The 12,283-nt window shown below is 52.2% G+C and carries 10 protein-coding genes; 3 read left to right on the top strand and 7 right to left on the bottom strand.

Going from position 1 to position 12,283, the window contains the following annotated elements:
- Position 1 precedes the first annotated feature (1 nt).
- From JSS75_04650 to JSS75_04620, 7 genes are all read right to left on the bottom strand, one after another.
- The gene (locus JSS75_04650; protein MBS1902973.1) at positions 2-556 is read right to left on the bottom strand and encodes a CDP-alcohol phosphatidyltransferase family protein; all 555 of its coding nucleotides are present in this window, start codon (positions 554-556) and stop codon (positions 2-4) included.
- Between the two features lie 39 nt (positions 557-595).
- The gene (locus tag JSS75_04645; GenBank protein MBS1902972.1) at positions 596-1,603 is read right to left on the bottom strand and encodes an ATP-binding cassette domain-containing protein; all 1,008 of its coding nucleotides are present in this window, start codon (positions 1,601-1,603) and stop codon (positions 596-598) included.
- A gap of 64 nt (positions 1,604-1,667) precedes the next feature.
- The gene (locus tag JSS75_04640; protein MBS1902971.1) at positions 1,668-2,582 is read right to left on the bottom strand and encodes a phosphatase PAP2 family protein; all 915 of its coding nucleotides are present in this window, start codon (positions 2,580-2,582) and stop codon (positions 1,668-1,670) included.
- 6 nt (positions 2,583-2,588) lie between these two features.
- Positions 2,589-3,323: a 16S rRNA (uracil(1498)-N(3))-methyltransferase gene (locus JSS75_04635; GenBank protein MBS1902970.1), complete on the bottom strand. Its 735-nt coding sequence runs from the start codon at positions 3,321-3,323 to the stop codon at positions 2,589-2,591.
- A 3-nt stretch (positions 3,324-3,326) separates the two neighbouring features.
- A complete protein-coding gene (locus JSS75_04630) occupies positions 3,327-3,746 on the bottom strand; it encodes a CoA-binding protein (protein ID MBS1902969.1) in 420 nt (139 codons plus the stop codon).
- A gap of 5 nt (positions 3,747-3,751) precedes the next feature.
- Positions 3,752-4,825, bottom strand: coding sequence for a 3-deoxy-7-phosphoheptulonate synthase (gene aroF, locus JSS75_04625; protein MBS1902968.1), 1,074 nt, complete (start codon positions 4,823-4,825; stop codon positions 3,752-3,754).
- A 142-nt stretch (positions 4,826-4,967) separates the two neighbouring features.
- On the bottom strand, positions 4,968-5,951 hold the full coding sequence (locus tag JSS75_04620) for a hypothetical protein (GenBank protein MBS1902967.1): 984 nt from the start codon (positions 5,949-5,951) through the stop codon (positions 4,968-4,970).
- Between the two features lie 221 nt (positions 5,952-6,172).
- Between JSS75_04620 and mazG the strand changes: the two genes are divergently transcribed.
- The 3 genes from mazG to JSS75_04605 form a co-directional block, all read left to right on the top strand.
- A complete protein-coding gene (gene mazG / locus JSS75_04615; protein ID MBS1902966.1) occupies positions 6,173-6,928 on the top strand; it encodes a nucleoside triphosphate pyrophosphohydrolase in 756 nt (251 codons plus the stop codon).
- A 179-nt stretch (positions 6,929-7,107) separates the two neighbouring features.
- On the top strand, positions 7,108-9,945 hold the full coding sequence (locus JSS75_04610) for a choice-of-anchor D domain-containing protein (protein MBS1902965.1): 2,838 nt from the start codon (positions 7,108-7,110) through the stop codon (positions 9,943-9,945).
- Between the two features lie 649 nt (positions 9,946-10,594).
- Positions 10,595-12,283, top strand: a 1,689-nt coding sequence (locus JSS75_04605; protein MBS1902964.1) for a choice-of-anchor D domain-containing protein, incomplete at its 3' end; no start/stop codon positions are given.

Genomic DNA, 12,283 nt, shown 5'->3' with positions numbered 1-12,283 from the left:
ATCACGTTCGGCGCAACAATGCCCAGGCTCGTGCGATATAGATCATGAACGAAACAATGAGCAGGCTCGCGGCCAGAAACCAACCAAACACCAAAACCTGCCCCGAAACTCCGGCCACAGCCAGAAAAAGGAAGATGATGGTCACGAGGATTGCGGATTTGCCCCAGTAGTTTGACGGCGGAATCGCAGCAAACTGTTTGCGCACGAGCACGGCCCCGATCATGGTAAGCACATCTTTCGCGATAATAATGGCGACAAGGAAACCTGGAATCAGCTCACGGGTGACCATCGCGAGTACAAGCGAGATCACGAATATCTTATCGGCAATCGGGTCGATCGCTTTACCAAATTCGCTGATCGTATTTGTTTTTCTCGCGACATAGCCGTCGGCAATATCGCTTAGATATGCTACGGCCATCAATATGCACGTTACAGTATACTGCCCACCGAGAAAGGTGAGCACCGTAGGGATAGACAGGAGTGCACGGAAAAAGCTGATGCTATTCGAAAGCGTCAGGATCGTTCCGGAAGCCCGAAGCAGCGGACGGTCGGTCATGGTGGTGATGACGAAACCCCAGCGGCGCCGGATCGCAGCTTACGCCGCTTTCGCCTGTGAGGTCTTCGGAAAACTATCGGGATAGATCAGGCACCGTACCGTATGGCCATCCGCATCGGTTGAAAGAACGGGATGTATATCCCTGCATTCAGGCATCACCTTCGGGCAACGCGGATGGAAGTAACAGCCGCTTGGCGTGTTCGCGGGGCTCGGAACATCACCGGTGAGCACAATACGTTCGCGTTCGAAACGCGGATTGGCTACTGGCACAGCGGACAATAATGCCTGCGTGTATGGCGCCTTTGGTTCGGAATACAGCGTCTTGTAGTCGGATACTTCGATCACCTCTCCGAGATACATGACAGCGACTCGGTTCGAGATGTGCTTTACGACAGAAAGGTCGTGAGCAATGAATAGGTACGTCAGGCCAAACTTCTCTTGCAAATCCATGAGCAGGTTAAGCACCTGCGACTGAATGGACACATCGAGTGCGCTTACCGGCTCGTCACACACGATGAACTTCGGCTCTACTGAGAGTGCGCGGGCGATACCAATTCGCTGGCGTTGGCCACCCGAAAATTCGTGCGGATAACGTCTTGCATGCAAAGGACTTAATCCGACGAGGTCAAGCAACTCGTCAACGCGATCCTTAATCTCGGCATCTGTTTTACGAAGTCCATGGACCTTTAGTATTTCCGTCAGCATGCCACCGACCGTGATGCGGGGATTAAGCGAAGAATATGGGTCCTGAAAAATGATTTGCATCTGACGGCGCATCTCACGCAACCGGTTCGCCGTCATCGTCGTGACCTCTTCCCCCTCGAACTTTACGGAGCCTGCCGTTGGCTCGATCAAGCGAAGAATGCAACGACCGGTCGTCGTCTTCCCGCAACCGGATTCACCGACGAGACCAAGGGTTTCGCCTTTGCGAATCGTGAACGACACATCGTCCACGGCTTTGACGTGCCCTACCGTCTTAGAGAACACTCCCTTCTTGATCGGGAAGTACTTTTTGAGCCCGTTCACTTCCAGCAGGATGTCCGACATTGTATACTTGATCGAATTAAATGAATCCGTTGAAATACCGTAACCCTCAAATTTACGAAGAAAACTACCACCGCACCGTCAGAGCGAGCGCGGGGCTTCCATCGGCACGTACCGACATGCCGAGATCGGTCTTTGGCGTCCCGGGCTTCTCTGCCTCGGCAACCGACGATTCGGGATGCGCCACAAGACGCCCGAAGCTATAGCCAAGCGCTACGCCAAGCGGAATATCGCTCCACCAGTGGATACTCGTCGCTACAAGCCCAGTTGCAACTCCTGCAAGGATCGGATATCCGACATACGGTATCCATTTCTGGTCAGGGTAGTTCTCTATGATAACCGTCAGCGTTGCCGTTGCAGTTGCAATATGACCGGATGGAAACGCGTCGTAGTGCGGAACGTGCTTCGCGTAGTCGATCTGATTCGGAAAAAAGCGCCACGCACCCGTTGGTGTCGTCGCAACGAATGGACTTTCGCGCCCGGTAACGTGCTTGAGCAATTGCACGACGCCACCGCAGGCAAGGATCACTTCTACGGTTTGACTTGCGGTCCTGATCGCTTTATCATCGTTAAAGGCAAATCCGTATGCAGCATAGACGGCAGCGATACCGAACTGTACCTTACCATCGCCGAGATAGGCGGTAACGTCATTGATCTTGTGGAAGGTAGAATTGTGATCGTAAGGCTTCTTCGTCGCTTGCCACGAGTCGTAATCGGTCAGGATCGTTGCCGCCGTAATCGCGGTGAGTCCGGCAACTACCGGCAACTGCTTGACGGTAAATGTCTGTTTCCCCCAACGCCACCAATCCCCCGGCAAGTTTGTGACCCAGTCGAGCGGCCCTGGCCGTCCCAACACCCGGATCGGGGCAATGCTGTGTAGACTATCCGGAGTCGGTGCTACTGAGGAATCAGCAACCCCAAAGCCAAATGCGCTGTGAACCAGCGTGAAAAACAATGCACCGATGAATATGAAACGCTTCATTTCTGATTATACAAGGGCTATTGCCGAAGCGGTGAATGCGGCAGTCTCAGCGCGAAGTCGTCTGGGACCGAGTGAGGCAACGAACGCGCCGAACTTCGAAACTGCCCGTTTCACTTCCGCTTCGCTAAAGCCGCCTTCCGGCCCAATGACAAGAGCTAACTGGCTACCTGAGCTCGCTCCCAGCGCACTGCGAATCGATTTCGAGAGTTCGGCCCCTTCATGCAGAAGAATAATCACCTTTCCGGCCCTATTCGCAGCTTCCAGTGCCTCGTCGAATGATTGGGTGCGCTGCAACAACGGCATACGAGCACGATGGGCCTGCTTGCAAGAGGACCGCAGAAGCTTTTCTAGCCGGTCTCGTTTTACGTTATCCCGTTCGACACGCTCGCTCACCATCGGGGTGAACACGCAAATGCCAATCTCGGTGCATCGTTCGATGATTTCCTCGAACTTAGAAGGCTGATTGAGAATGCCCTGAATAAGCTCCACGGAAATAGTGGGCTCGCTATGTTCTGGCAGCACGTCGTCGATCGTTGCACGAACGACGATATCGTGCTTTCCTACGTCATCAATCCTATTGATCGTTGCCAGATAACAGGAGCCACATAGGTCCGTCGCCATGAACGACTCTCCCACACGCATTCTCAGCGATCTGGCAGCATGGCGGGCCTCGTCGCCCTGCAGCGAAAGTTCGCGGCGCGAGAGATCAATATCTTCGGGGGTAACAATGAAGCACTCCATGTATCAGAGCGTCTTACCAAGGGTGTGGTAATACCCGAATTTCACAGCGAGACACGAATCCTCGACAAACGTCACCCCTGCTGCCTCTGCGAGTTGTCGCCCTTCTGGACAATACAGGTCCTGTTGCAACCACACACATTTCGGCAACGGGATCCGGGTGAGAGAGTCTTTAATGATATCGAGTATAAACTCCTCGCGTCGGAATATATCGACGATATCGACTTGGATATCCGAAGGGATAGAGGAAACCGAAGGATAAGCTGCCAAGCCGTTCCACTCGTTGATCAATGGATTCACAGGCACGATCGTATAGCCTGCGCGTTGCATGCGCTCTGCAACGGAGTAGCTCGAACGCGAGGGGTCGGGACTTAACCCGACGACGGCGATTACCTTCGAATCACGAAAGACCTCTGAAATAGTCACAACGATCAGGAAATTCGAACGTTCGACTTCGTCTTTGTTTGCGACGACAACGGCTCGACGAGCACCGGGCGATCGAGCGCATCGCCGATGCGTACCAGTTCGCCCATCATCTCTTCAAACATCGGGAATGTCAGTGCCTGTGCACCGTCACTGCGAGAGCGGATCGGATCGTGATGGACTTCAACCATCACCCCGTCGGCACCGGCTGCGAGCGAAGCACGAGCCATCGGAAGAACCATTTCCCGCTTACCGGTCGCATGCGACGGATCGACGACAACCGGAAGATGCGAAAGCTGTTTTGCAACCGGGACTGCGCTCAAATCGAGCGTATATCGCAAGGCTGATTCAAACGAGCGAATTCCCCGCTCACAAAGGATGACATTTTCATTTCCCCCGGCGAGAATATATTCGGCAGCCAATAGCCATTCTTCGATGGTGTTTGCAGGACCTCGCTTGAGCAGCACAGGTTTATTTACATTCCCAAGTTGACGCAGTAGAGGGAAATTCTGCATATTGCGGGCTCCAACCTGCAATACATCTGCAAACTCGGCGACACGCGGAGCATGTCCTGGCTCCATCACTTCGGTAACGACGAATAACCCGAATTCTTCGCTTACCTTCCGAAGCAACTCTAAGCCGTCAAAACCAAGCCCCTGGAATGAATACGGTGACGTACGCGGCTTAAATGCGCCTCCACGAAGGAAACGAACGCCGCTCGAGCGGATAAGCTCTGCAGTACGGCGAAGCTGATCGGCACTCTCGACCGAACACGGCCCCGCAATGACGATACTCGGAGCAGAACCGCCAATTCTGGTGCCGTCTGAAAAAGTAATGACGGTGTCCTGAGGATGATGGGCACGAGAAACCAGTTTTAACGGCGATGAGACCCGTACGACGCTCTGCACGCCGTCGAGCGATTCGAGTGCCGTCACATCAAGCCCATTCGTCGCACCAATGATCCCGATGACGACCTGTTTCTCACCGTTGAGACGCTCGGATCGAATGCCCTGTTGCGAAAGAATTTTCTCCACATGCGCGGTATCGCTTTCGCGCGCGCCCCTCTCCATAATAATAATCATTACTGTACCGTACGCAAACAAATCCTGTAGGGTTTTCAAACAATCCCCCGCAAGCCGTAGTGCCGCTGTAGCATAAAACGCGAACGCAACCGATTGGTATCGGTTGCGTTCGTGCGGTGAGAAACAGTATTAAGAAACGAACTTACTTCTTGCTGCCGCTTACGAGGTCGAGCGCAAGACGACGTACTGCATCTTCGTCCTTGTCCTTAAGGATTGCAATAAGCTTCTGGTCGAGCTGATCGCGGACGATCTTCTCATAGTCGGTACGCGAGAGCAATGCTTCCTGCTCTTCCATCGCTGCGACAGCCTGACGGCCCTTGCCACCCTTGACGGCATCGACCATCTGCTTCAAAATGCGATCCGTACGCTCTTCTTCTTCCGTGTAGAGAAGTGTAAGAGCGAGCAAGCAGAGCATCGAAAACTCAACGCCAAGTGCGAAGAGGATCGGTGACGGCTTGACGGCCGGGATGAACTTCAGACCGCGGATACCGACGACGATAATAAGGAATGCGGCGCCGGCGTATGCCAAGCCCTGTGTCGTGTTGGCGTAGTGCTCGACGAAGTGGAAGCGCATGTAGGTCGCGATGCCACCCATAAAGCCGGCCTTTCCTTCGAGATAGCGCTGGCCGATATTGATGTACTCAATTTCCGACTGCACGCTTTCGAGATTCACATCCTCACGGCGCGAAAGTAAACGCTGGTTGTTCTCCGGATCGTTACGAAGGATCGACTCGACCTCTTCCTGCGAAGCCGAAAGCTGCACCATGAGGCGCTTCTTCAGATCGCTGACGGTGTGATACACACGATCACGGAAGAACGGAACGCGCAATGCAAACCCGGCAAGCACTGCGAAGCAGAAGCCGAAGAATATATCGAACGGCACAAAGCTTACGATGGCATTAATAATAAATTGCGCTTCGCCGAATGCGACGTTCGCCTCTAATCCGAACGGGTGCCACTCAACTTTATCCGCTGCGCCGCCAACGGCCATACAAAAGAGCACGTGAACGACGACCGCAAAGAAGATCGTCAGCATGATTACCGGAACCGCCGAGGGCTTTGGGCCGATCTTGGCTGCTTTGGGAGCCGTCCGTGCCGCACCTCGGGTCGCTACTGTGTCTGCCATAGTTTTCTATTGTTAGAACGTGAATGGATTATGAACGTGCTTGTTTCACAACTCAGTGTATCTTTGTACCCCTAGCGGAGTCCACAAAAATACTCAACTGCAATGATTTATGCAAGAAGTGAGCCAAGAATTACAAATTTATCAAAATTGTTGACCACTTCTACCCACTACCTGATTGAAGGCTAATTTCAAGCCCTGATAATCGAATATACGACAAACACATGAGCAATAATCTTATTCAGGAGTTCGAACGCTTCGAGGCAATCATCCGCAGACTACGCAAGGAGTGCCCCTGGGACAAAGCACAGACACCCCAGAGCCTTGCCGCACCGCTAATCGAAGAAGCGTATGAAACCGTGGAAGCCATTGAAAACCATAATGTTGACGAACTTAAAAAAGAGCTTGGTGATCTCTTCTTACACGTCATCTTCCAAGCCCTTATGGCCGAAGAACAGAATTCGTTTACTCTGGAAGACGTCCTGCGCTCGGAATCAGAAAAACTCATTTACCGACACCCCCATATTTTTGGCGACACAGCAGTCTCTTCCGCACAAGATGTCGCAAAAAACTGGGAGGAGCTCAAACGTGCCGAGACGGGGCGAACATCTGTTCTCGACGGCGTCCCTGCATCGCTTCCCGCACTACAGCGTGCCGCGCGTATTCAGGATAAAGCTTCAAAAGTGGGCTTCGATTGGCCAACGACTGAAGGGGTGCTCGATAAGATCCGCGAAGAAATTGAGGAATTTGCGGCGGCTACTACCCCGGAAGAACGTGAGGATGAGTTCGGCGACATACTATTTTCCCTGGTAAATCTAAGTCGGCATATCCACCTTGAAGCCGAGCGAAGCTTGCGGGAAGCGACAAGGAAGTTTGAATCGCGCTTCCGACGTCTGGAAGACATTGTAGAACGTAGTGGCAGTCGCTGGAGCGAGTTATCTCTCGACGCATTAGATGACATTTGGCGCACTGTCAAGTGAGGGGAATTAATTCGCGCCTGTATGGTTACTAAATCAGTTGTAGTGTGTAGTACATCTCTAAATTTAATAAGTTCAGCCAAAATCCATCAACCCCTATGAAAGAAATCCATACCATTTCTCGTAAAACGCCCTTCAGTTTAGTTGTAGTCGCCATAGTGGCTGCACTCTTGTGCAGTTCAATGGTTCATGCTCAGATTGGGAGGGTCAACCGGTACACCTACAATACATTTGTAGGGACCTATTCAAGTATAGCCGGCATAGGAACCCAAATCACAAGCACGGGAGGGGATGACAATACGTATGCCCTTTCGCTTCCGTTTGCATTCAATTACGATAGCACCGTCCAAACAAGCGGAAAGACGATCTATGCCAGCACGAACGGACTGCTTTCGTTCTATACTTCCGGAAGCGGTTGTTGTTCGAGCCAGCTTGGCTCTACTTCATATCAGGGCACATTGTTATGGTTCTCCCAAGATGATTATACTACCGGAGCGATGTATTATGCAACAACCGGTACGGCGCCTAATCGTGTGTTTACTGTTGAATGGCAAAGCCTCCGCTTTTATAGCGGAAATACTGCGTTTTGCGACATGCAAGTAAAGCTCTATGAGACGTCCAACAATATTGAATACTGGTATTCGACTAACTCCCTATCGATGGGCAGCAGATCTGCCGGCATCGGTCTCAATGGTTTTACTTCTCCAAGTTTCCTTTCTTTGACCGTTACCACAACCAGTTCTACCCCCTCGGGACAAATTCGGTTGACGCCTCCGAGTAATTCTGACGCCCAGTTGACAAGCTCGCCGAAGGTCGTAGATTTTGGTCAACAACCTGCGGGAGTCACTGCCACAAAGATTGTCACGATCCAAAACCTCGGAGTGAAAAGCAACCTGACATTAAATAACCTGTCAATGTCTGGCTCTCCTGATTTTACGATTGCTTCTGCCCCACCGCTCGGCAGCACGTTAGCCCCAGGAGCCTCTGCGACGATTACAATTAGTCTCACGCCATCTGGTAACGGTACACGCACTGGTGTACTTACCATCATTACTGACGGCAGAGATTCCGGTTCGCAATCCATCGGCTTGACGGCCGTTGGGCTTGCGCCATTGATTTCTGTGGATACGACAATACTATTCAAGAAGATACTTACCAAGATGGGACAAAGTACTGTCGGACGAATCTTGGTGACAGCGTCGGGACCTGCTCCGGTTTTCTTTACGAGTTATCCGATTTCCGGTATCGACGGAGATCAGTATTCAGTAATTCGGACACCCGTGAACCCATTACCGGCTGGACAAACCGACACACTCTTGGTCCGGTATACACCAACACGGGAGGGGCGACGGACAGCAACCCTTACCATAAATTCAAATGCGTTGAATAGTCCGGCTCTCCCGATCCAATTGATCGGGACCGGAATCCTCCCCCATATCGTCGTTACACCCAGCGTTGCGATGAGATTTGATTCTGTAGCTATTGGCGACTCCGTGTGTAAGACGGTCACTGTTTGGAACTCGGGTAGTGACACGTTGATCATTTCAAAGAACGCACTGACGAGTAACGATGGAGACTATACCTATTATTCAATGGTGGGGAGCGATACACTTATCCCACCTGACAAAACACGGACGATGAATATTTGCTTCAAGCCGAAGCAGCGTGGCGAACGAAGCGCACGCTTGGCATTCCGTACCAATATTATCCCGACGTTTGAAAGTCCGCGTCGTGATACGGCAAGTCTGATCACGCTTGACATTCAGGGTACCGGCGTCCCGTTTGGGGTGTTCGCACATTCGAACGGCGGTGTTCTTAACGATACTGCCATCGTCGGCACTCAAGTCTGCGCAACCGATACGATATTCAATCGCGGCGAGTCCGATATTCTGATTTCGTCGATCGCATTCTCGGGCGCCAACGCAGCGGAATACACTCTCAATCCAGTGTTACTCCCTTTCCTTCTGAAAGCGGGTTCGCAAATGATTCTTACCATCTGCGGCACCCCGGCACAGAGTGGTTTGCGTACAGCCACGCTTTCGATCAACGGGAAATCGAATGATCGAGTCACAAATACGTCCGTTGCTATCTCGACACTTGGTATCCGGACCTGTCTCTCTCCGAGCCCGAACGAATTGTTTAGCGGCTTCTTGATCTATCGCGGCAGCGATACGACGATGTGCGACACGGTGACCAACTGCGGCGATATTGCCGCCGTCTACACGGCATCAATCAGCGGCGCCAACGCATCCGATTACTCGGTGTCCCCGTCATCTACGCAGAGTGTTGCCCCGGGAGCAACAGCCGTCTTCTGTGTGACCTATCATCCGACGGTCACCGGCTCGTCGCCGGCGACGATGACGATCTCGGCTGCCAACACCCAGTCGCAGACCGTCTCGCTCGGTGGTGCGGCATGTTGCGCACACTTGACGGCCGATGCGGTCATCATCCCGCCGACCAATGCGGGTGGTCACAGCACCTTCACGCTGACGATCAACAATAGTGGTGGCTGCGATTGGAATGCAGGATCGCTACAGATCCTCGGCGATACGGGCGTCTTCCATGTCGCGTCTGTCGGTACGGTGGCCGGTAACGGGAATAAGCAGGTGACGGTCAACTACGATCCGACTGATATCAACCATACCTATACGGCTCAGGTGAGCTTCCCGAACGGCGGTCCGTGTCAGGATGATACGCTGACGGTGAACTTCTCGCAGCAGACCGGCTCGCAGTCGGTGCGTCAGCAGACCGAACAGGATGGCTTCGTGCTCGGACAGAACCGTCCGAACCCGTTTGCCTCGATGACGGCCTTCTCGTACACGGTGCCGACCGAAGCAGCCATCTCGCTGACGCTCAGCGATATGACCGGTCGTATCGTTCGCACGATCACCACCGGACGCGTCTCGGCCGGCGAACACACCGTCTCTATCGACGCGAACGAACTCGCCAGCGGGACATACGTGATCTCGCTCCAGAGCGGCAACATACTACTCAACAGGCAGATCGTTATCGCAAAGTAAGAGCGGAATACGATTCCAGAACAAAGGTATCTTAGTTAGAGGCCGCGCCGTAAATGGCGTGGCCTCTTGTATTTAGAGCCTTTCTTAGCTTAAAAACAAATTACTGTTAATGGCCAATTGGGTTTGGATTTTTGCCCTGTTTTGTGTATATTTGAGTATCTTTTTATCGTATCTACTCATACTCATGAACATCAATACTGTGGACACTAAGAAGAGGCTTCTCCCCGGCCTCGTGCTGATGATTTCCCTCGTGTTTCTAAGTGCTTGGACCAACTCATCCAACGCTGCACTTTCAGCATACAAGATGACCGTCACAACAGGTACGCCAACTGACATGTCGTCGGCAACAACGATATGGTCCGGCTATCCAGGGTCACGTACACCCAATGTAGCTTACGGATTATACAACATTGGATTCAATTTCACATTTGACGGAGTGACTTATACACAATTCCGTCCATATATAAGCGGTTTTATTTCACTTGGCAGTGGTACCCAGCCAAACAATTCCAACAACACGATCTCTAGTACAACTGTACCGGTCATTGCCCCCTATTGGGACCAGCTATGGCAGACAGGAGGAGCCGGGTGCTACACACCGACAGTAAAATACTCGGTCACAGGTTCGGCCCCCGCACGCATTCTCACAGTGGAGTGGTATAAAGTTGAAGTCGTTGCATATTACGCTGCTTACAGTACTTTTCAGGTTCGCTTGTATGAAGCAGGCGGACGTATCGAATTTATCTATCCGCAGCTCACAAACGTCCCGACGTGTAACTGGTGTAATGGTTGTACGGGGTTGAGCACAACGGCCTCAATGGGGCTGTCGAATGGTTCGAATAATTACCTGAGCGTCACACCTACCGGTGGTACTTCTGCGACTGCAAGCGGTAGTTCGGCAAACAACAGTATCAATCTTGCATCGGTAAAATTCAATGCAAACGTGATGCTCGTGTTCCAGAATGTCCCGAACGTCCAGCTTTCCGCTACACCGAAAAGCATCGATGTCGGGGCCGTCAGTACCGGCAACTATGTAGACTATCAGGTGACAGTGAAACATGCCGGCACCGAAGGCAAATTGAAAGTAAATTCCGCAACACTGGTCGGCGATCCTGACTTCAGCGTGATTGGTGCTCTTCCCGATTCCCTCGGTATCGGACAGTCCGCGACGATCACCGTTCGATTCGCACCACAGACCTCCGGAGCACGCGCTGCAACGCTGACACTCACTTCAAACGGTCTTGATAGTGGCACTCAGCAAGTCACCTTCAAAGGCATAGGTCTTGCTCCGTTCATCGGGGTCGATACTACGATCTTGTTCAAGAAAACGCTTACAAAACTTGGGCAATCATCCACCGGACGCATTTTGATCAGTTCAACAGCAATTCCGACGTTGATCCTCAATAACTTCACGATTACCGGCATCGATGCGGATCAATACTCGATCGCTCGATATCCGGCATCTGCGCTTCCGGGAGGTACAAGTGATACCCTCGTCGTACAATATACTCCGACCAGAGAAGGGCGTCGAACTGCTACCCTTAATATCTCAAGCAATGCAATCAATACCCCTGTAGTACAAATATCTCTGATTGGTACAGGAATATTGCCACATATTGTCGTCTCACCGAATCCGATGCGATTCGACTCGACGGCTCTTGGCGACACCGTCTGCAAGACCCTCTCGGTCTATAATCCGGGCAGCGATACATTGGTGCTCGTCTCGAACAGTATGCCGAGCAGCGACGGTGACTTTACATATGCTCAGATTACTGGTACCGATGTACGCATTCCACCGGACAAGACGCGCAACGTCAACGTCTGTTTCCGTCCGTTGCAGGCTGGTACTCGTCAGGGCACAATCGTTCTGAAAACGAATATCATTCCGACATTCGAGACACCTCGTCGCGACACTGCCGGGACGGTCATTATCCCTGTGATGGGTTCAGCCGTGGCGTATGGAGGACTATCGATCTCCTCTGCAAACAAAAACATCCTCGATACGGCCATCGTTGGAACACAAGTGTGTGTGACCGACACTATCCGTAACACCGGTGGCGCCGACGTTGTGATCCGTTCGTTGAATCTGTCGGGTACTAACGCAACGGAATTTACCGTCTCGGGTATCACCCTCCCCTACACTCTCAAGATCGGTAGTTTTGTTGTTGTGAATGTTTGTACAACACCAACTCAGCGCGGCTTGCGTACTGCAACATTGACTCTTAGCGGTACCAGCAGCGGAAAGACGGTCGGCAGTACCAGCACGCTCAATACGCTTGGTATCCGTACCTGTCTCTCTCCGAGTCCGAACGAGTTGTTTAGCGGCTTCTTGATCTAT

Source organism: Bacteroidota bacterium, from assembly GCA_018266755.1.
Taxonomy (GTDB): domain Bacteria; phylum Bacteroidota; class Ignavibacteria; order Palsa-1295; family Palsa-1295; genus JAFDZW01.
This window is presented reverse-complemented; position numbering and strand designations above follow the sequence as displayed.

Excerpts from the sequence above, each read along its gene's own strand:
- JSS75_04650 (MBS1902973.1), bottom strand. The coding sequence starts at position 556 with ATGACCGACCGTCCGCTGCTTCGGGCTTCCGGAACGATCCTGACGCTT.
- JSS75_04645 (MBS1902972.1), bottom strand. The coding sequence starts at position 1,603 with ATGTCGGACATCCTGCTGGAAGTGAACGGGCTCAAAAAGTACTTCCCG.
- JSS75_04640 (MBS1902971.1), bottom strand. The coding sequence starts at position 2,582 with ATGAAGCGTTTCATATTCATCGGTGCATTGTTTTTCACGCTGGTTCAC.
- JSS75_04635 (MBS1902970.1), bottom strand. The coding sequence starts at position 3,323 with ATGGAGTGCTTCATTGTTACCCCCGAAGATATTGATCTCTCGCGCCGC.
- aroF (MBS1902968.1), bottom strand. The coding sequence starts at position 4,825 with ATGATTATTATTATGGAGAGGGGCGCGCGCGAAAGCGATACCGCGCAT.
- JSS75_04620 (MBS1902967.1), bottom strand. The coding sequence starts at position 5,951 with ATGGCAGACACAGTAGCGACCCGAGGTGCGGCACGGACGGCTCCCAAA.
- mazG (MBS1902966.1), top strand. The coding sequence starts at position 6,173 with ATGAGCAATAATCTTATTCAGGAGTTCGAACGCTTCGAGGCAATCATC.
- JSS75_04610 (MBS1902965.1), top strand. The coding sequence starts at position 7,108 with ATGGTTCATGCTCAGATTGGGAGGGTCAACCGGTACACCTACAATACA.